Annotated in this window: 18 protein-coding genes; 5 read left to right on the top strand and 13 right to left on the bottom strand. The window is 71.0% G+C overall.

Translation table 11 applies throughout. The features are described from left to right. Window positions 1–133: 133 nt before the first annotated feature. The 9 genes from ACWD4G_RS00795 to ACWD4G_RS00755 all read right to left on the bottom strand — a co-directional run bounded on the left by ACWD4G_RS00795 (window position 134) and on the right by ACWD4G_RS00755 (window position 11,668). Entirely contained in the window at window positions 134–1,213 is a 1,080-nt protein-coding gene (locus ACWD4G_RS00795; RefSeq protein ID WP_451289895.1) for a Zn-dependent alcohol dehydrogenase, read from the bottom strand. 84 nt (window positions 1,214–1,297) lie between these two features. Continuing rightward, the gene (locus ACWD4G_RS00790) at window positions 1,298–2,686 is read right to left on the bottom strand and encodes an aldehyde dehydrogenase family protein (protein ID WP_451289894.1); all 1,389 of its coding nucleotides are present in this window, start codon (window positions 2,684–2,686) and stop codon (window positions 1,298–1,300) included. Window positions 2,687–2,947: 261 nt separating this feature from the next. Continuing rightward, window positions 2,948–3,424, bottom strand: coding sequence for a DUF3574 domain-containing protein (locus tag ACWD4G_RS00785; RefSeq protein ID WP_451289893.1), 477 nt, complete (start codon window positions 3,422–3,424; stop codon window positions 2,948–2,950). Between the two features lie 263 nt (window positions 3,425–3,687). Next, window positions 3,688–4,716, bottom strand: a complete 1,029-nt coding sequence (locus tag ACWD4G_RS00780) for a class F sortase (protein ID WP_451289891.1) — start codon at window positions 4,714–4,716, stop codon at window positions 3,688–3,690. Further along, window positions 4,703–5,335, bottom strand: coding sequence for a hypothetical protein (locus ACWD4G_RS00775; protein WP_451289890.1), 633 nt, complete (start codon window positions 5,333–5,335; stop codon window positions 4,703–4,705). The genes ACWD4G_RS00780 and ACWD4G_RS00775 overlap by 14 nt, the downstream gene beginning before the upstream one ends. A 100-nt stretch (window positions 5,336–5,435) precedes the next feature. After that, window positions 5,436–6,752 (bottom strand): MFS transporter, encoded by a 1,317-nt coding sequence (locus ACWD4G_RS00770; RefSeq protein WP_451289889.1) that lies wholly within the window; start codon window positions 6,750–6,752, stop codon window positions 5,436–5,438. A gap of 203 nt (window positions 6,753–6,955) precedes the next feature. Next, on the bottom strand, window positions 6,956–8,437 hold the full coding sequence (locus ACWD4G_RS00765; protein ID WP_451289888.1) for a CitMHS family transporter: 1,482 nt from the start codon (window positions 8,435–8,437) through the stop codon (window positions 6,956–6,958). 123 nt (window positions 8,438–8,560) lie between these two features. Further along, window positions 8,561–10,843 carry a molybdopterin oxidoreductase family protein gene (locus ACWD4G_RS00760; protein ID WP_451289887.1) on the bottom strand — a complete coding sequence of 761 codons (2,283 nt, stop codon included), beginning with the start codon at window positions 10,841–10,843 and terminating at the stop codon, window positions 8,561–8,563. Window positions 10,844–11,050: 207 nt separating this feature from the next. Next, window positions 11,051–11,668, bottom strand: coding sequence for a TetR family transcriptional regulator (locus ACWD4G_RS00755; protein WP_451289886.1), 618 nt, complete (start codon window positions 11,666–11,668; stop codon window positions 11,051–11,053). A 297-nt stretch (window positions 11,669–11,965) separates the two neighbouring features. On the opposite strand from ACWD4G_RS00755, the gene hmgA reads away from it, so the two are divergent. Genes hmgA through ACWD4G_RS00740 form a run of 3 tightly spaced genes read left to right on the top strand, consistent with a single transcriptional unit; the run spans window position 11,966 to window position 15,278 of the window. Next, window positions 11,966–13,318 carry a homogentisate 1,2-dioxygenase gene (gene hmgA / locus ACWD4G_RS00750; protein ID WP_451289885.1) on the top strand — a complete coding sequence of 451 codons (1,353 nt, stop codon included), beginning with the start codon at window positions 11,966–11,968 and terminating at the stop codon, window positions 13,316–13,318. A 28-nt stretch (window positions 13,319–13,346) separates the two neighbouring features. Beyond that, window positions 13,347–14,096, top strand: coding sequence for a GntR family transcriptional regulator (locus ACWD4G_RS00745; RefSeq protein WP_451289883.1), 750 nt, complete (start codon window positions 13,347–13,349; stop codon window positions 14,094–14,096). 12 nt (window positions 14,097–14,108) lie between these two features. Next, window positions 14,109–15,278, top strand: a complete 1,170-nt coding sequence (locus tag ACWD4G_RS00740; protein ID WP_451289881.1) for a type ISP restriction/modification enzyme — start codon at window positions 14,109–14,111, stop codon at window positions 15,276–15,278. An 86-nt stretch (window positions 15,279–15,364) separates the two neighbouring features. Here ACWD4G_RS00740 and ACWD4G_RS00735 read toward each other — a convergent pair whose 3' ends face one another. Further along, window positions 15,365–16,072 (bottom strand): TetR/AcrR family transcriptional regulator, encoded by a 708-nt coding sequence (locus ACWD4G_RS00735; protein ID WP_451289879.1) that lies wholly within the window; start codon window positions 16,070–16,072, stop codon window positions 15,365–15,367. A 63-nt stretch (window positions 16,073–16,135) separates the two neighbouring features. Between ACWD4G_RS00735 and ACWD4G_RS00730 the strand changes: the two genes are divergently transcribed. Together ACWD4G_RS00730 and ACWD4G_RS00725 are read left to right on the top strand one after the other, a co-directional pair. Continuing rightward, on the top strand, window positions 16,136–17,137 hold the full coding sequence (locus ACWD4G_RS00730) for an ATP-binding cassette domain-containing protein (protein WP_451289878.1): 1,002 nt from the start codon (window positions 16,136–16,138) through the stop codon (window positions 17,135–17,137). Then, window positions 17,134–17,961 (top strand): ABC transporter permease, encoded by an 828-nt coding sequence (locus ACWD4G_RS00725; protein WP_451289877.1) that lies wholly within the window; start codon window positions 17,134–17,136, stop codon window positions 17,959–17,961. Before ACWD4G_RS00730 ends, ACWD4G_RS00725 begins: the two co-directional genes overlap by 4 nt. Window positions 17,962–18,193: 232 nt before the next feature. Here ACWD4G_RS00725 and ACWD4G_RS00720 read toward each other — a convergent pair whose 3' ends face one another. The 3 genes from ACWD4G_RS00720 to ACWD4G_RS00710 form a co-directional block, all read right to left on the bottom strand. Then, window positions 18,194–18,460, bottom strand: coding sequence for a hypothetical protein (locus ACWD4G_RS00720; RefSeq protein WP_451289875.1), 267 nt, complete (start codon window positions 18,458–18,460; stop codon window positions 18,194–18,196). Window positions 18,461–18,575: 115 nt separating this feature from the next. Next, window positions 18,576–19,388: an anti-sigma factor gene (locus ACWD4G_RS00715; protein ID WP_451289873.1), complete on the bottom strand. Its 813-nt coding sequence runs from the start codon at window positions 19,386–19,388 to the stop codon at window positions 18,576–18,578. 37 nt (window positions 19,389–19,425) lie between these two features. Beyond that, window positions 19,426–19,968, bottom strand: a complete 543-nt coding sequence (locus tag ACWD4G_RS00710; protein ID WP_451289872.1) for a sigma-70 family RNA polymerase sigma factor — start codon at window positions 19,966–19,968, stop codon at window positions 19,426–19,428. Window positions 19,969–20,038 lie beyond the last annotated feature (70 nt).

The following is a 20,038-nucleotide window of genomic DNA, read 5'->3' as shown; positions in this document are numbered from 1 at the left end:
GACGGTATGGCGTCAACGGTCCTGCACGGTTGGGTTCGCGTGGTGGTTACACGTGTCCATTGCGGCGGGCGACGAGGACGGCCGCACGGCGGGTCCGGGCCGCTCATCGGGACGCGGCCCCGGGTGGGATGACCTAGAACACCACCAGCGCCCGGCCGCCCTTGCCCGCCAGCATGTTATCGAAGGCGGCCGGGATGCCCTCCAGGGCGATGTGTTCGGTGACCAGGGCGGAGAGGTCCAGACGGCCGGCCCTGATGTGGTCCGCGAGGAGCGGGAGGTCGCGGGCCGGGTCGGAGTCGCCGTAGACGCAGCCGGAGAGGGTGCGGCCCCAGTGGAAGAGTTCCAGGGCGTTGAAGGTGACCTGCTGGTCCTTGCCGCCGATGCCGACGACGGTGGTCCGGCCGCCGCGCCGGGTGGACTCCCAGGCCGTACGGATGGTCACCGCGCGGCCCACGCACTCCACGGCCACGTCGACGCCCTGCTTGCCGGTGAGGGCGCGGATCTCCCGGGCGGTGTTCTCGGAGGCGACCACGTACTCCGTGGCCCCGGCCGCCCGCGCCAACCCCTCCTTCTCCGGGGACACGTCCACGGCGACGACCGTCGAGGCCCCGGCGATCCGCGCGGCCTGGAGCGCCGCCAGCCCGACCCCGCCCACACCGAACACGGCGACGGTCTCTCCGGCTCGCACCCGAGCGGAGTTGTGGACGGCGCCGTAGCCGGTGAGGACCGCGCAGCCGAGCAGCGCCGCGTCCGTGAGAGGGATGCCGTCCGGCACGGGCAGCACACACGACTCCCGTACGACGGTCTCCTCCGCGAACGCGGCGACGTTCAGCCCCGGGTGCAGCTCACGGCCGTCCGCCGTGCGGGCGTACACATCGGCGGACCCGAGCAGCGCCTTCGCGCACAGCCACACCTCGCCCAGCGCGCAGGCGTGGCAACCGCCGCAGGAGGGCGCCCAGTTGAGGACGACGCCGTCGCCGGGCGAGACATGGGTGACGCCCTCGCCGACGGCCACGACGGTCCCCGCGCCCTCGTGCCCGAGCACCGCGGGGACCGGGACCCGCATGGTCCCGTCGGACAGCGACAGATCGGAGTGACAGACCCCGGCGGCGGCCAGCCGCACCCGGACCTGCCCGGGCCCGGGCTCGGGCAGCTCGATGTCGGTGACCTCCAACGGGGCCCCCACGGCGGGCAGTACGGCGGCGCGAACCACGTAGATCGCTCTCCTCGGATCAGAAGATCAGAACCGCGGGACTTGGTCTGATCAGAAACTGCGGGTACTCGCTACTTGCTCTGGTCAGAACTGCAGGGACTTGGTCTGGAGGTATTCGGTGAGGCCGTGGGCGCCGAGTTCGCGGCCCACGCCCGACTGCTTGTAACCGCCGAACGGGGCCAGCGGGTTGAAGCGTCCCCCGTTGATGTCGACCTGGCCGGTGTCCATACGGCGGGCGAAGGCGACCGCCTCTGCCTCCTCCCCCGCCCAGACGGCCCCGGCCAGCCCGTAGACCGTGCCGTTGGCGATCCGCAGGGCGTCCTCCTCGTCCTCGTACCGCAGGATCGCGAGGACCGGTCCGAAGATCTCCTCCTGGGCGATGGTCATCCCAGGTGTGACGTCGGCGAAGACGGTGGGGCTGACGAAGTACCCGCGCTCGCACGGGGCTTCGGGGCCGCCCGCGATCAGCCTGGCGCCCTCCGCGACACCCTTCTCGATATATCCCCGCACCCGGTCCCGCTGCTTGGCGCTCACCAGCGGGCCGAGCCGTTCGCCGTACTTGGCGGCGGCCTCGGCGGCCAGTTCGACCGCCTGGTCGTACTGGGAGGTGTGCACCAGCATGCGGGTCCAGGCGCTGCAGGTCTGGCCGGAGTTGGACATGACGTTGGCGACGCCGACGCCCACCGCCTTGGCGAGGTCGGCGCTCGGGAGGATGACGTTCGCGGACTTGCCGCCCAGCTCCAGGGCGACCTTCTTGACGGCGGCGCCCGCGGTCGCGGCGATGCTCCGGCCGACCGCCGTGGAGCCGGTGAAGGAGACCAGGTCGACACCGTCGTGCTCGGCGAGCGCCTGCCCTGCGACCGGCCCGAGCCCCGTGACCAGGTTGAACACCCCCGCCGGCACGCCCGCCCCGTGTACTGCCTCGGCGAAGAGCTGGGCGACGAGCGGGGTGTCCTCGGCGGGCTTCAACACGACCGTGCAGCCCGCGGCGAGCGCCGGGGCGACCTTGGCGACGATCTGGTGCAGCGGATAGTTCCAGGGCGTGATCGCGCCGACGACACCGACCGGCTCCTGATACACGGTCGAGTTGCCGACCTTCTCCTCGAAGGCATACGTCGCGGCCAACTCGGCGTACGAACCCGCCACCTTGACCGGCAGATCCGCGTGCACCTTCTGCGAGAACGGCAGCGGAGAGCCCAGCTCCGCCGTCACCGTCTCGGCGATCTCCTCCCGGCGGGCGGCGAGCGCGTCACGCAGGGCGCCGATCACCTCGCCCCGCTCGGCCGGGGGCGTCGCCGCCCAGCCCGGGAGCGCGGCACGGGCGGCGCGTACGGCGGCGTCCACGTCCTCGGCCGTGCCCGCCGGGACCGTTCCGATGACCTGCTCGTCGGCCGGATTCACGACCTCGATCGTGCCGCTCCCGACTGCGGGTCGCCACGCCCCGTCGATGTACATACCGTCGTGCGCCTTCATCACTACCGCCTCCCGACCGAGCCATGCCATCCGCCCCAAAAACTAGCCCTGATAGTTTTCCAATACCAGAGCTGTGTGCCTGCGGCGCTTGGGCGAGGGGGGTGGGGGCCGGGGATTGGGGGTGCTGCGGGGTGGAGTCGGGGGCCGGGTGGGCCGGGAGCCGAGGCCAGGTGGGCCGAAGCGGGGGCCGGGTGGGCCGGGGCTGAGGACGTAGCCCGGCCGGGCGGCGGCTGGGAGCGGCGGCAGTATCAGCCGCTCGGGTCAGAAGTCGGCCCTCGTGCGGTCGTCCACCCTGGCCACCGCCTCCTGGGCGAAAGCCCTCTTGTAGTCGGCGCGGATCTCCTCGATCTTCTTGTCGGTCGCCGCCGCGTCCGTCACCGGATACAGCAGGATCAGCTCGTACGACCGCTCCTTCTCGATGGTCCCGCTCGCGTCCCGCCACTGCCCGCGCCCCTCCTGCACGGTCAGCCCGTCCGGGAAACCGGGCGTCACCTCCTTGTCCACGAAGTCCATGAACTGCTCTTCGGTCACGGCGGGCCCGCCGTCCGGCCGCTCGGTGCCGAAGAGCAGCCGCGTCTCGACGTACGGCGTCCCCCGCGCCGGCGCGACCACCGCACCGGCGGAGGCGTCGTCGGCGAGCGTGGCGTACGCGGTCGGCGCCCCCACGGCGAGCAGACAGGTCGCCGCCGCGAGAGCGACCCGGGTACGGGTGAGACGCAAGGTCAAGGTGAAGGTCATGGCACCACCTCTAACGGCGTCACCGCCCCGCTGTCCGTCGGCCGCGCCGCGACCGGACCACGCGTGCGCCCATACGCCCCCGGTGCCCGCCGGAGCGCAATACCCTCCCCTGGCGCACCGGTTCACGCCGTGCGCGCGGGTGCCTGGGTGCATGCGGGCGTGCGGTGCGCCCGGGTGGCCGCAGGGGCATGTGGTGCGCGCGGACACCTTGCGTCGCCCTCGGGACAGCGGCCGGTCCCTCACCGCCCCACCCCGGCCCCGGATCAACGGCCCCCGGTTCCCGGCCCCTTGCTCCCCGTGAGGTGGGCGAAGACGACCACGTTGCTGGAGTAGCCCTTCCTCCGGTCGTACGCCCCGCCGCAGGTGATCAGTCGCAGCTCGGGGCGGTCGCGGGTGCCGTAGACCTTCTCGTCGGGGAAGCGGGACTTCTCGTACGTCCGTACGGCGTCGACCTTGTACACGGCGGTACGGCCGTCCGCGCGTCGGACCTCCACGATGCGGCCCCGCTTGATCATCTCCAGCGCGGCGAACACGGCGGGTCCCGTCCGGGTGTCCCGATGACCGACGACGACCGCCGTGCCGGGCCCACCGGGCGCGGGCCCCGCCGAGTACCAGCCGACCAGCTTCGGTTTGTCGTCCGGGGGCGCCGGAAGTCGCCCCTTGTCGTCGAGTCGGAGGCCCATGACCGGGGCCTTGATGCCGAGATACGGGATGACGAGGGTCTTGGGCGGGGAGGGCGGGAGTGTGGCCGGACGGTCGGGCGCGGCCGACTTCCGAGCAGGGGCGTCCGGCCTCTGGGCGGGGGCGCCAGGCTTCCGGGCGGTGGCGGACGGCTCGCCCGGGGGCGTGGACCCGCCACCGGCCGGGGCCGAACCGTTGGCCGGGGTGGTCGCCTTGTTCGCCGGCGCCGCCGACCCGTTCCCCGGTCCGGCCGACCCGCTCGCCGGAGCGGCCGAGCCACCGGCCGAACCACTGGCAGGCCCCGCCGACTCGGCGGCCGTTCCCGCCGCCCCGGCCTGCCCGGCCTGCCCGGCCTCAGCCGAGGGCGAGGCCCCGGTGGGTGTGGGCGCGGTCGGCGACGGCGTCGCCGGTGGGGGCGTGAAGTAGAGCGGCTCCGGGGCGCGCGATGCCCCCGCACCACGCGCCCCGGCGACGTCGAGCCGTTCCGCGCCCCGCCCCCAGTCGACATGGACGGCGCCCACCACCAGCACGACGGTCACCACGATCGTCCGGGTCAGGCGGTAGGCGCGCGTCCGGTACCAGGGCCTCGGGGCGCGTCTACGCGGCGCCATCGGTGCGGCGACGGCGCAGCCGCAGATAGGCCACCCCGCCGACCGCGGCGAGGCCCACGGCTGCCGCGCCGGCGACCGGCGAGAAGTCCTGGGTCATGGCGAGCCCGCCACCGCCGGCCGGAGGCGCTCCGAGGGCGGCGGTGACGAGCGGGCAGACGACGTTGAAGGTCTTGTACTTGCCCTCGCCCGGCTGCACCTCGTCGTCCGTGGTGATGGTCGGGGTCTCGTCGATGACGAAGGTCAACCTGTAGTCACCGTTGGGCAGTTGCGCCCTGCCCTCGGGCATCACGGGCGGGGTGTAGCCACGGCCGTTGGTGAGGGAGATGGAACCGGAGGCGACGGGCTCGACGCCCACGACCGGGGGCTCGTCGTCGATCCTCCAGTTGACCTTCCGGATGGTTTCGAAGTCGAAGGCGGCGAGGTAGAAGTCGCAGACCGTCGGCTGATTGCGCCTGTTGTCGAACGGGAAGCCCACCCTGTGGATCTTGACGTCGCCGTTCTCACCGACGGCGACGGCGGTCGGTGCCGTGATCAGGGCGGCTGCCGTGGCGGTGAGCGTCGCGAGGAGGGCGGCACTCGCGCGCACTCCGGCGCGGCGGGGGCGGGACGAGGTGGGCATGCGAGACCTCCGAGTCAGGTGATTGTCATACAAATCACGCTTTCATCTGACTCTCTGTCACGTCACCTGGCCCACAGAGGGAGCCGCGCCCGACGACCCGTCATATATCCCTCTTCCGGCTCAAGGAGGCCCCGGACCGGGAACCGCCACCCTCGACCGCCCCGTTCTCCGCACCGCCCCGCTCCGCCTCACCGCCCTTTTCCGTCTCACCGCCCTGCTCGGCCTTGTCGCCATTCCCCCGCCCCGGCCCCGGCCCGGCGGGCAGCCGCAGGGCCATCGCGGAGGACACCACGAGCAGCACACCGAGCATCACGAACGGCGCGGCCACCCCGGCGACACCCGCGACCAGACCCGCGCCGGCCGGCGCCCCGGCCTGGCCGAGCCGGTTGCCCGTCAGCCGCAGCGCGAGGGCGGTGGAACGAGCCTCGTCCGGGGCGGCGTGCACGACCGTCGTCATCGACAACGGCTGCCCGACCCCGAGACAGAACCCCAGCCCGGCGAGGATCAGGGCCAGCGCCCACACCGGCAGTGGCAGCGCGATCCCGGCGCAGAGCACCGCGCCCAGCAGACAGGTCCCCGTGAGGAGAGCGGTCCGGCCGAGCAACCGCAGCATCGGTGTCATCGCCAGCCGGCAGGCGATGGTGGCCGCCGCGCGCAGGCTCAGCAGAAGGCCGATGACCGAGGGCGCGATACCCCGGTCCTCACCGACCACTGGAAGGTACGCGGTGAGGATGTCGGTCGCCGACAGCACGGCGAGGCTGATGAAGATGCCGCCCGGTACGCCTCGGGTGCGCAGTATGCGGTGCACGGGAACCCGCTCGCCCCGCGCGGGACGCGGCCCCGGCTCGAACGGCCGCTCTATGCGCCACAACGAGGTGAAGGACACCGCCGCGCCCGCCCCGGCGACCACCAGCGCGAGCGCACTCGTACGCGCCATGTCCGGGCCCCCGATCAGCGCCCCCGCCGCGATCGGACCGACCAACTGCCCCAGCGAGGCACCGATGGTGAAATGACCGAAGTTCCGGTCATGCTCGTGCGGGGCGGACTGCCGGGCCACGATCGACTGGGCGCCGATCACGAAGGAGAGATGCCCGAGCCCCATCACCCCGCTCCACTCGGCCATCCCCACCAGCGACTCCGCCAGACCGCTCATGACGCAGCCGCCGACGATGAGGACGACACCGACGGGCAACAGGGGCGCACAGCGGCCATGATCGGTACGGCGCCCGAGCGGCACGGCCACGAACAGCGGGAGCAGGGCGTAGACCCCCGCGATCACACCGACCGCCCGCTCGTCCGCACCCAACGCTAGGGCCCGGTAGGAGACGGCGGGCCGGGCCATCGACACCGCCCCCTGCGCGAAGGCGAAGGCGATGACGAGACGAAGCAGCCAGCCGCGATTCCTGCCGGGCCTCACGGTGCGGGTCCTCCTTGGGCCGACGACAACTGACGGGTGACAGAGGTCGACTGACAGACGACGGATGACGGATGACGGATGACGGATGTCAACTGACAGTTTCCGACTGACGGATGTCAACTATCCACGGACGGATGACGGATAACAGATGACGACTATCAGCTGACAGATATCAGATGACGACATCTGTCAGCCAGTCACCGTCAGATGATCCCCATCAAAACCCCGGCGCCCAGAATCACCAGCGAAGTGAGCGCCGCCCACTTCACCACGAACCTGGTGTGGTCGCCGAACTCGACCTTCGCCATACCCACCAGCACATACACGGCGGGCACCAGCGGGCTGGACATGTGCAGGGGCTGGCCGACGAGGGAGGCGCGGGCGATCTCCAGCGGGGAGACGCCGTGGGCGGCGCCGGCCTCGGCGAGGACGGGGAGGACACCGAAGTAGAAGCCGTCGTTGGACATGAAGTACGTCAGCGGCAGGCTGAGGAAGCCGGTGACGAGGGCCATGTGGGGGCCCATGCCGGACGGGATGCCGTCGACGATCCACTTGGCCATCGAGTCGACCATGCCGGTGCCCTGGAGGACGCCGGTGAAGACGGCGGCGGCGAAGACCATGCCGGAGACGTTGAGGACGTTGTCGGCGTGGGCGGCGAGCCGGGCCTTCTGGTCGGGGATGTGCGGGAAGTTGACGGTCAGGGCCATCGCGGCGCCGAGCAGGAACAGCACCGGGATCGGCAGCCACTCCATGATCATGGCGGTGAGCAGCGAGACCGTGAGCAGCGCGTTGAACCAGTACAGCTTGGGCCGCAGGGTGGCCCGGTTGGGGTCGAGGCCCTGGAGGCGGACATCGTCCAGGTCATCGTCGTCGGCCGCGTTGTCGGCGTCCGTACCGGAGCCCGCGCCGCCGCCCGTGGTCTTCGTCGTAAGGACCTTGCCGTCGCCGGAGCCGGAGCCGGAGGCGCCCGCGCCGACCAGGACGGTCTCCTCGGACTCGGCCTTCTCGCCCTCGCCCTCGTCCTTGACGATCTTCTGCTGCTCCTGCTCCAGGACGTCGTCGAGGCTGAGCACACCGAGGCGCTTCCGCTCGCGCAGGCCGAGGAAGTAGGAGAGGACGATGACGAAGAGCAGGCCGACGGCGAGCGCCGGGATCATCGGGACGAAGATGTCGCCGGCGTCGAGCTTGAGCGCGGTGGCGGCGCGGGCGGTCGGGCCGCCCCAGGGCAGCGTGTTCATGACGCCGTTGGCGGTGGCGGCGACACCGGTCATCACCACGAGGCTCATCTTCAGGCGCTTGTACAGCGGGTACATCGCCGAGACCGTGATCATGAAGGTGGTGGAGCCGTCGCCGTCCAGCGAGACGATCGCGGCGAGCAGGGCTGTGCCGACGACGATGCGCAGCGGGTCGGCCTTGCAGAACTTGAGGATTCCTCGAACGATCGGGTCGAAGAGGCCGACGTCGATCATGACGCCGAAGTAGACGATGGCGAACATCAGCATCGCGGCGGTGGGCGCGAGATTGCCCACCCCCTCGATGACGTAGTCGCCGAGATGGGCACCCTTTCCGACGAACACGCAGAAGAGTGCCGGGATCAGTACGAGCGCCGCGATCGGCGACATCTTCTTCATCATGATCAGGACCAGGAAGGTCGCGATCATGGCGAAGCCGAGGATGGTCAACATGTGTGGATACCTAACGTTCGCCCTTGAACTCCCACCAGGGCACCGGCGGTGCGACGACGTTAGGTCGGCTCCACAATCCTTAACAAGGAGTTGACATGCGAGCAATAAGCGCAGAACTCCAGGTCACAGCGTTGCGCCTGCTCGCGACAGTTCCACGGGCACCCCATTCAGCACCGCGTTGCCGGACAGCGGGTCGAGCTGCGACCCGTCGAGGAGCTGGTTGACGTTGACTCCGGGGTCGATGGCGGCGTGGCCCAGACGGGTGCCGGGGCGGTCGTGTCCCCAGCCGTGCGGAAGGCTCACCACGCCCTGCCGGACGGTGTCGGTGACCTCGGCGGGGGCGGCGACCTCTCCCCCGGCGCCCTTGATCCGTACGGTGTCGCCGTCGGCCACTCCGAGGCGTCCCGCGTCGTCGGGGTGGATGTGGAGGGTGCAGCGGTTGGTGCCGCCGGTGAGGGCGGGGATGTTGTGGAGCCAGCTGTTGTTGGAGCGCAGATGCCGGCGGCCGATGAGGACCAGCCCCTCCGGGCGTTCCCGTAGGGCCTGCCGCAGCCTCGGCAGATCGTCGACGATCGGCTGCGGCAGCAGCTCCACCTTCCCGCTGACGGTCTTCAGCGGCTGCGGCAGCCGGGGCCGCAGCGGGCCGAGGTCGATGCCGTGCGGGTGGGCGAGCAGCTTGGCCAGGGTCAGGCCGTCCGGGTCGGCGCCGAAGCCCTCGCCGTAGGGGCCGAGGCGGAGCATCATGTCGAGCCGTCGCTCGGGGCCGCTCTCGCCTGTCAGCAGCCCGGCCAGTTCCTTCGGGTCGCGGCCGTGCACCGGCGAGTGGGCCTCCTTGACCGCCTTGCCGAGGGTCTGGCCGATGACCATGTCGTCGACGGCGGAGGGGTCGGCCCCGTGCATCCCGGTGGCGGCGAGGGTGAGCCGCGCGAGGATCTCGGTCTCGGGCATCCGGCCGTCCTCCAAGGGGACGGCGGCCCGGTTGTAGCGGACCTGGTTGCGTACGGCGAAGGCGTTGAACGCGAAGTCGAAGTGCGGGGTCTGGGAGGGCGGCGGCGGGGGCAGCACGACGTCGGCGTGACGGGCGGTCTCGCCCAGGTACGGGTCGACGCTGACCATGAAGTCCAGTGACCCGAGCGCCTTGTCGAGGCGGTCGCCGTCGGGCGCGGAGAGCACGGGGTTGGCGGCGACGGTGATGAGGGCCCGGATCGGGGTGCCCTCGGCGGTGGCGGTGTCGATCTCCTCGGCGAGCGCGGACAGCGGCAGTTCGCCCTTGGCCTCGGGGTGTCCGCTGACCCGGCTGCGCCAGCGTCCGAGGCCGAAGCCCCGGCCGGGTCCGGCGGGCCGGGGTGTCCTGTCGGTGGCGGAGTGCGGGAAGAGCGCGCCGCCGGGCCGGTCGAGATTGCCGGTGAGGACGTTGAGGACGTCGACGAGCCAGCTGGCGAGGGTGCCGTGCGGCACGGTGCAGCTGCCGATGCGGCCGTATACGGCGGCGGTGGGCGCGGCGGCCAGTTCGCGGGCCATGGCGCGGATCGTCCCGGCGTCGACATCGCAGGCGTCGGCGACGGCCTCGGGCGTGAACTCCCGTATGGCATCGGCGAGTTCTTCGACGCCCAGCACATGCGGGCCGAGCTTCCCGAGATCGACGAGCCCCTCCTCGTACAGCACATGCGCGAGGGCGGCGAGCAGGAGCCCATCGGTCCCGGGGCGGATGGCGACATGCCGGTCGGCGAGCTTGGCCGTACGGGTCAGCCGGGGGTCGACGACGGTGAGGGTGCCGCCGCGTGCCTTGAGGGCCTTGAGTTTGCCGGGGAAGTCGGGGGCGGTGCAGAGGCTGCCGTTGGACTCCAGGGGATTGGCGCCGAGGAGGAGGAGATGGTCGGTGCGGTCGAGGTCCGGTACGGGGATGGCGTGGGCGTCGCCGTAGAGGAGGCCGCTGGAGATGTGTTTGGGCATCTGGTCGACCGTGGAGGCGGTGAACAGGCTGCGGGTGCCGAGGCCGGCGAGGAGGACCGGCGGGTAGAGGGCGCCGGCCATGGTGTGGACGTTCGGGTTGCCGAGGACGACTCCGACGGCGTTCGGGCCGTGCGCCTCGACGACGGGCCGCAGCCCGGCGGCGACCGCGTCGAAGGCCTCCGCCCAGCTGGCCTCGCGCAGTTCCCCGTCCTTGCGGACCAGCGGTGTGCGCAGCCGGTCGGGGTCGCCGTCGGCCGCCCCGAAAGAGGCACCCTTGGGGCAGATGAACCCCTTGCTGAACACATCGTCCCGGTCGCCGCGCGCCTTGGTCACCCGGGTCCCCTCGATGGTGAGGGTGAGCCCACAGGTGGCCTCGCAGAGCGGACAGATCCGCAGGGCGGTGCGGGAGTCGGTGATGGCGGACACGGGTCCTCCCGGAGGGGGCGGCGACATTGACGCGGAGACGAGGCTGAGCATACCGACCGGTATGGAGGAAGGGGAGGGGGTACGTTCTCGACTCCGGGGGATGGGCAGCGCCCGATAGGGGCGCGGGGCTGTGTCGATTTGCGGCTCCGCCGCGTGGGCGCGACCAGCCACAACGCACCCGCACCCGCACCCGCACCCGCAAAACCCCCAACGGCGAGACCGAACCCCAGCCCTTCAATCCAGCACCCGTGCCAAATAAGCCCTCAACAACTCCCTCATCTCCTCGATGATCCGAGGATCTCCCTCCGGAGATACCCGAAAGGCCAGATGAACAAGGGTGTCAGCGGTCTCGACGGCGATAAGAAAGGTCCGGCGAAGGTCCTCGCCGGGCGCCCGTTCGATATACGCGGACAGCAGGTCCGAGAGCCGGTCCGCGACCCGGTGGTTCGGCTCCTGCCGCCGCCCCCCGACAGGAATCTGGTTGCCGAAGTCGACGAGGGCGAAGCCAGGAGTGTTGCGCTTCATGTCGAGGTACTCATCCAGGACGGCATCCATCGCGGTACGCCAGTCCCCGCCCCCGGAGTGCCGGAGGCGCTCGCCGACCCGCTCGGTGAACCGGTCGAGGTTGCGTTCGGCGAGGGCGTCGGCCATCGCGCGTTTGTTGCCGAAGAAGCGGTAGACGGAGCCGATGGGCACCCCGGCGCGCAGCGCCACCGCGCGGGTGCTCAGCGCGTCATAGCCCACCTCGTCGAGGAGGTCGGCGCAGGCGTCGAGGATTCTGGTCAGTCGTTCGGCACTGCGTCGCTGCACGGGGGCGCGGCGCAGGGAGGTCGCCTGGGACACGGGCTTCATGCATGCCTTTCCGCCGAGGGCCGATGAGCCTTCCGTTCATGTGTACGGCCGGTGCCGTCTCTCCCGCTCAGGGGTCGAACACGGCGGACCACGGACATGTGCGCATCCATGGCCTGCCGGGAGAGTAGGGCACCGCACTGACAAGACGGATGCGCTCCGGATCTGGTTCTCCCCACCCCCCGATGGCACCCGATCCGTCGATCTCCGGGCACCGGGTTGCCCTCTTGCACCCACCCCTCTCGAATCCTACGGTGAAGCATAGGAATGAGGCCGGCAAGGGACTGCGAGGGACCAGGCATGGGCGAGGACGCGCGGAAGACGGCCGAGGGGCTGTCGTACCTCTCCGGTTTCGGCAACGAACATGCCTCGGAGGCGCTCCCCGGCGCCCTGCCGCTCGGCCGGAACTCACCGCAGCGCGCCCCGCTGGGCCTGTACGCGGAGCAGCTCAGCGGCACCGCGTTCACCGAGCCGAGGGCGCACAACCGCCGCTCGTGGCTGTATCGCATCCGCCCCTCGGCCGCGCACCCCGCCTTCACCCGCACGGACAACGGCACCCTGCGCGCGGCCCCCTTCACCGAGACGGTCCCCGACCCCAACCGCCTCCGCTGGAACCCCCTCCCGGAGCCCGCCGAGGGCACCGACTTCCTGAGCGGTCTGTGGACCCTCGGCGGCAACGGCGATGTCACCCGGCGCACCGGTATGGCCGTGCACCTCTACCACGCGGACACCGACATGAAGCGTGTCTTCAGCGACGCCGACGGCGAGTTGCTGATCGTGCCCGAGCGAGGCGGTCTCCTCCTGCACACGGAGTTCGGACGGCTCCGCGCGGAGCCCGGCGAGGTCGCCCTGATCCCCCGGGGCGTCCGCTTCCGGGTCGAGCTTCTGGACACGGCGCCGAACGGCGAGCGGAGCCCGTTCGCCCGCGGCTATGTCTGCGAGAACTACGGTGCCCCCTTCCGCCTCCCCGACCTGGGCCCCATCGGCGCCAACGGCCTGGCGAACCCCCGCGACTTCCAAGCGCCCATGGCCGCGTACGAGGACGTGGAGGGCCCCGTCGAGGTCGTCAACAAGTTCTGCGGCAACCTCTGGACCGCCATATACGACCACTCCCCCCTCGACGTCGTCGCCTGGCACGGCAACCACACCCCGTACGTCTACGACCTGCGCCGTTTCAATGTCATCGGCACGATCTCGTACGACCATCCGGACCCGTCGATCTTCACGGTGCTGACGTCTCCGTCGGACACTCCGGGCCTGGCCGGGGTGGACTTCGTGGTGTTCGCGCCGCGCTGGCTGGTGGGCGAGGACACATTCCGGCCGCCGTACTTCCACCGGAATGTGATGAGCGAGTACATGGGGCTCATCGAGGGCGCGTACGACGCGAAGGCCTCCGGAGAGGGGGGCTTCGTGCCGGGCGGGGGCTCGCTGCACACCATGATGTCGGCGCACGGCCCGGACCGGGAGACGTTCGACAGGGCGAGCGCGGCCGAGCTGAGGCCCCAACGGATGGACGACGGGCTCGCGTTCATGTTCGAGACCAGGTGGCCGGTGGTCCTGACCGAGCAGGCGGCGCACGCCGATCACCTGCAACGGGGGTACGACGACGTATGGTCGGGCCTGCGCCGTCACTTCGACGCCCCGTTGCACTGAGAGCATGCCGCCGGGTACGGATAGAGCGGTGACCTCCTTCGCCCCCGACTCGATCGTCCTGAACCGCAAGCTGCCGCTCTGGTATCAGGTCTCGCAGTCCCTGCGCGCCTCGATACTGGGCCGGTCGCCACGGGACCCGCTGCGACTGCCGACCGAGGAGCAGTTGGCCGGGCACTACGGGGTGAGCGTGCTGACCATGCGGCAGGCGCTGAAGGAGCTGGAGGACGAGGGTCTGATCAGCCGGCACCGCAGGCGGGGCACGTTCATCGAGCCGGACGCGCGTCGCACCTCCCCGGTACGGCTGCTCGGTTCGGTGGACGCGATCGTGGCCCAGCAGTCCGGTATGACGACCGAGCTGCTGGAGCAGGGCAGCACCCCCCTCACGGGTGAACTCTCCGACTACTTCCCCGACTTGACGGAGGTGGCCACCTACCACCGCCTGCGCGGCGACGAGCGCACCGGTGAGCCCACCAACCACGCCCGCAACTACGTGCGCCCCGACCTGGCCGCACGCATCGACCGGGAGGATCTGCTCCGCTGGCCGATGACCAAGGTGCTGCGGGACGTGGTCGGCGTGGCCATCAGCCGGATCACCGACACGGTGGAGGCCCGCCTCGCCGACCCCGAGACGGCCCGGCTGCTCCGCGTCCCCCTCCTCAGCCCGATCCTGCACTACACGGGCGTGACGTACGCCGAGGACGGCCGCGTCCTGGACGTCGCGGTCATCCACTACCGCGGCGACCGCTTCTCGTTCACGGTCACGCTGGATGCGAACTGACGAGGTCGTACGATGCCCAGCGTGACGCACGACGACGCTCCGCCGCTCGCGGACCTCATGCCGTGGTCCGTCGCACCGCCACGGCTGGGCCGGGGGTGGCCGACGGCCCCCGACGCGGCATCCCTGAAGGCCCGCTGGGACGCCCTGATCAAGGCCGAGGGCCCGGACCGCGAAAGCCTGTTCGAGCCGACCCGCGCCCGCACCCTTCGCTCGGCGGTCGGCCAACTGCCGGGTCACTCCAGCGGCACCGGCCGTCTCTCCCACGAGTCGGGACCCTGCCCCGAGCCCGTACGCGTCCTCGCCGCCCCCTTCGACGAACAGTGGCTCATCCCCGACCACCGCCTGATCGACTCCGCCCGCCCCGAGCTGTGGCGAGTGGCGGACGAGCACCAGATCTTCGTGGTCGAGACGGCGACAGCCCCGCAGGACGACGGCCCCCACCTGCTCGCCACGTCCCGCTTCCCCCTCCTGCGCCCCGGCCGGGTACGCCCCCTGTACCGCCGCCCGGACGCCACCGAACCCAACCTCGCACCGGGCCTGCTCGACCACCTGAGCACCCGCCTCGGCCTGCCCGTCACCCCACCGGACGTCCTGGCCTGGACCCTGGCCACGATCCGCCCCACCCTGACCGTCCCCCTCACCGAGAACCCCGAACTCTGGTCCGATGGCGTAGAACTGGGCCACCGCCTCCTCTGGCTGCACCGCCGCCACGGCGACCGCCCCAAACTCCCGGGCGGCCGCCGCCCGTACGTCCGCGCCCCGCTCCCACCCCACCCCACGGAACTCCACTACGACCGCGAGGAGGAATGCCTCCTGATCGACGAGGGCCGCATCTCCCCCGTCCCCGCGGAGGCATGGGACGTCCACGTGGGAGGTGTCAGGGTCCTGGAGGCGTGGTTCGAGAGAAGGACGACGACACAGGGTGAACCGGGCACGCTGGAGGCGATGTGCCCGTCGACATGGCCGCAGGCCTGGACGTCGGAGCTGCTGGAGCTGATCACGGTCCTGGCGTTGCTGGCCGAACTGGGCCCGGCACAGGTGGAGTTGAAGGTGGGGAACGACATCACGACAGCCGACCTGCACCAGGCCGGCGTCCTCCCCGTACCGAACACGTCCCGCAAACCGGCCTCAGTCCTGAACCACCACGAGGAGGGCCCGGAGGGCCAGTTCGCACTTCTCTGAGAGGGCTGCGCTGCAGGCTTTCAGGGGCGCGAGGAACTGCGCGACCAGCCGCAACGAACCCGCAGCCGCCCCTCAAGAAGTCACCCCTACGGCGAGAACGAATCAATCACCCTCCCCACCATCCACTCAAAGGCAACCTCAAGATCAATCGGCCCCGAATCCTCAGCAAACGCCGCCGCCAGCCTCGGATACTCACCGGACGCGACCTGCCCCGCCAAATAAGCGGAGCGCACCGCGTTCTCCTCATCCGCCGACCAAGGCAACGACCGCACCCGCTCGGCGGTCGACAACTCATTCGCGACGTACGTGGTCACACACCCGTTCAACATCCCCAGCAACTGCATCTTCGTCCCGTACGACACCTCCAGCGGGTCCATGCAGACCATGCAGTGCTCCAGAAACCGCAGGGCGTTGGGGCTGAACCCGTACACCGGTGACATCAGCCGGATCAACCAGGGGTGCCGCCTCAGCAGGGCCCGCGTCTGGTGGGCCACCCGCCGCAGATCGGCCCGCCAATCCCCGGTGGGCTCCCAGTACTCCTGCTCACCGCTGACCGCGTCGAACATCAGCTCGTACAGGTCTTCCTTGCGCGGTACGTAGTTGTAGAGCGACATGGTCCCGCACCCGAGTTCGGCGGCCACATGGCGCATGGACACGGCGTCCAGGCCGCCCTCGTCGGCGAGTCGCGCCGCCGCCGCCGCGATGTCCGCGCGGCTGAACGCGGGCCGAGGCCCGCGTCCGGTGCGCTCGGGACGCGCCCAGATCACTTGGGGTACGGCCGGTCGGCCCGCCATCGATCATCACCTCGGCCACCATCCTAGTTACGTACACCGTACGTAATGCGCTATGGTCGACCCATGACTACTACGTACGCTGTACTTAGTGAGGGTCTGGAGAAGCGATTCGGGGAGGTCCACGCCGTACGCGGGCTGGATCTGGCCGTCGCGGAGGGCACGGTCGTCGGGATGCTCGGGCCGAACGGGGCGGGCAAGACGACGGCCGTACGGCTGCTGGCGACACTGCTGCGGCCGGACGCCGGGTCGGCGCGGATCGCGGGGCACGACCTGGTGCGGGAGCCGGGCGCCGTGCGACGCGTGATCGGGGTGACGGGGCAGTACGCGTCCGTCGACGGCGACCTCACGGGCCGGGAGAACCTGCGGCTGTTCGCCCGGCTGCACCGGGTCCGGGACTCGGCGGCCCGCGCGGCCGACCTGCTGGGCCGCTTCGGGCTGACCGAGGCCGCCGACCGCGCGGTCTCCACGTACTCGGGCGGGATGCGCCGCCGTCTCGACCTGGCGGCGAGTCTCATCCGGCGTCCGGCGGTGCTGTTCCTCGACGAGCCGACGACCGGACTGGACCCGGTGAGCCGCAATCAGATCTGGGACGCCGTACGGGCGCTGAAGAGGGAGGGGACGACGGTGCTGTTGACGACGCAGTATCTGGAGGAGGCCGATCAACTGGCCGATCACATCGTGCTGGTGGACCGGGGGCAGGTCGCGCACAGTGGTTCGCCGCCGCAGCTGAAGGCCCTCGTCGGGGCGTACGCGGAGGTCGTCGTCGCGCACGCGGACGCGATGACGAGGGCGGCCGGGGTACTCGATCAGCTCACGGGTGCGGAGCCCTCGTTCGACCATGAGCGGCATGCGGTGGGCGCGGTGGCCGTCGATCCGACGCTCACCCTGCCCCGACTGGTCCGCGAACTCGACGTGGCGGGTGTGCCGTTGCTCGACGCGAGCCTGCGGCCTCCGACGCTGGACGATGTGTTCCTGCGGCTGACGGCGGGTCCGGACTCCGGCACTACAGCGGGCGCCCCTGCCCGTGTCGCGGGCTCCCCCGCCGCCGAGGAGCGTGCGGCATGAGCGCGGCGACGACGACCGCCACCGCCACCGCGACGGGGAAGGCGTTCGACCTGGCCTACGACGGTTCGGCGATGCTCGGCCGGCAGTTGCGGCGGGCGCGGAACAATCCGGGGCTGGTGATCCTCTCCCAGACCATGCCGATCTCGATGCTGCTGTTCTTCGGGTATGTGTTCGGCAGCGCGCTGGCTGTGCCGGGGGAGGCGTATCGGTCGTTCCTGGTGCCCGGGTTGCTGGTGGCGACGGCCGCCGGTGGCGTGATGACGGGGATGTTCCAGGCGGCGCAGGACACGCATCGGGGTGTGATGGACCGGTTCCGTTCGCTGCCGATGAGCCGGGCGGCGGTGCCGCTGGGGCAGGCGCTGGCGGATGTGGTGGTCACGGCGGCCGGGACGGTGCCGTTCCTGCTGGTCGGGCTCGCGGTGGGCTGGCGGATCGAGGGGAGCGCGCTCGGCGCGGTGGGCGCGTTCGAGCTGTTGCTGCTGTTCCGCTTCGCGTGCGTGTGCGTCGGGATGTTCCTCGGGATGCTCACCCGGAACGAGGAGGCGGCCGGTCAGTTGGGCGGTGCGACGTTTCTGCTGCCGCTGTTGTCGAACGCGTACATCCCGACGGACGGGCTGCCCGGCTGGCTGCGCACGGTGGCCGAGTGGAATCCGATCAGCGCGGTGACGACCGCGTTGCGTGATCTCTTCGGCAACGCGCCGGTGCCCCAGGACGCGGCCTGGCCGGTAACGCATCCGGTCGCGGGCTCGCTGGCGTGGTGCGCGCTGCTGATCGCGGTGTTCCTGCCGCTGGCCGTACGGCGGTACGCGCGCGGCGCGGGCTGACGGGCCGAGTCGGGGTTCGGGTGCCCGCGACGGGGGTGTGGGCGTCCGGAGGGGGGAGCGAGGAGGGGGGTGGGTGCCCGCGCTCGGGGAGCGCACCGGGTCGCGACCGTGGCCGCTGGGGATGACGGCCTGCGGGGTCGCGGCGTGGCGCCGGGGCGGTGTGATCGCCTGAGCGCGGGCTTCCTGCTGTAAAGCCTTGTGCTTGCTGCTGTAAAGCCTGTGGGGCCCTGGTCTAGCGACTGCCGAAGAGCGAGCGGCGCAGACGCTTCAGTGGTGCGAACAGCGAGACCCGGCCGACGCGCGTGTCCTTGCCGCCGCGACGCTCGTGCGGGGAGCGCGCCGTTATCTCGCGCATCAGCGAGGTGGCCTCGGCCGTCTCGCGCTGCGGCACGGCGGGGCCGCTCAGCACCGAGAGATGGCGGTCGAGGCGCGAACTGGTCGCCTGGCTCCCGCAGGTGATCGCAGGGACTCGCGCCCTGCGCACTGTTATCTGTTCCATGTCACTCCCCACCCGTACGAGTCCACCCGGCCCGGGCAGCGTAACCATATCGCCCCGTTGGAGCACTCGTGTATCCCGCTCTCGGTATATCCCTTCCCTGTAACAGGGTTGTTGATTACTCTCCGAATCCGACCGATTCCAGGGCGAGTTGGACAACTGGCTGGCTGGTGGGCTGTGGTGATCCCCCGTCGGGTTCGACCGTCACGGCGAGTGATGTCGCATCGTCGTTCAATCCGCTCGTGACCAAGGGCGTGTCGCCGTCGAACAGACCGAGGGAGCGCGGTTGCACGTCGGGGCGCATGAGCCAGAGCTGATGCACCCGGCCGTTCGGGAGGTCCTCGAATCCGCTGAGGGTCACGATCGCGCTCCCCTCCTCCGCGGAAGCGATCACTCCGATTCCATTGCCCCGGGAGTCCCGCTCGGCGGTCGCCTCGGCGTCCGGCGCGCTGAGAACGTGGGCGATCTCACGTGACTGCGCGCGCTCGGCGTTGAGCTGATCCTGTGTCCGATCGGCCTGTACGGCGAAGAGGGAGGCCACGACGAGCGCGGCGGCGGCCGTCGCGGTGGCCAGCGGGGCGAACAAAGAGCGCATACGGGGCGCACGGGTGCGTGCCCTCGGCGGCGGCTGCGTCCCCCACACATGGGCGGGCAGATGCGGGGCCCGCGCCCGCTGGACGTCCCAGTTCTGGCTCTCCTGGGGGATGTTGCGTACGGCGGCGAAGACCCGGTCGCGCATCGCGGCCGGCGCCGGGGCGGCCGTGGACCAGGCGAGGCGCACGGCGTCCTCGGAGAGGGCGCGCACCTCGGCCGGACAGCGGTCGCAGCGCTCCAGATGCTTCTCGAACCGGCGTCGCTCGTCGCCCTCCAGGGCGTCGAGGGCGTAGGGGGCGGCGAGCGAGTGCGGGTCCTCACGACGGAACAGACTCATCGGGCGCCCCCTCGCCCGTGGCCGGTCTGCGCGACGTTCATGCGACTCCTCCCAGACATTCGCGCAGCCGTGTGAGTCCGTCGCGCATACGGGTCTTGACCGTGCCGAGCGGTAAGGAGAGCCGCTCGGCCACTTCTCGGTAGGTGTAGCCGTCGTAGTAGGCGAGGGTGACGGACTCCCTCTGGAGGGTGGTGAGCTTCTCCAGGCAGTGGCGCACCCACTGGCGTTCGAGTCCGGCCTCGACCTCCTCGGCGACCTGGTCGAACGCGGGGTGGTGGGCCTTGTAGCCCTCGCGCTGTTCGCGTTCGGTGGCGGCGCGGGCGCTGCGCACCCGGTCGACCGCGCGCCGGTGGGCGAGGGTGAGTATCCAGGACAGGGCGCTGCCCCGGTTCGGGTCGAAGCGGCCCGCGGAACGCCAGAGTTCGAGCAGCACTTCCTGGGCCACCTCCTCCGACTGGGCGGGGTCCCGTACGACTCGGCGCACCAGCCCGAACACGGGGCCGGACACCAGTGCGTACAGTTCCTCGAACGCCCGCTGGTCACCCCCGGCCACATGGACCAGAAGTTTGTCCGCGTCCACTCTCGCTCCCTCGCCTCCCGCTGAGCACGGCCATCCCCGCGCGTAAGGCATTCGCAACGAACCCACCTCC

Source organism: Streptomyces sp. NPDC002643 (assembly GCF_053592555.1).
This window is presented reverse-complemented; position numbering and strand designations above follow the sequence as displayed.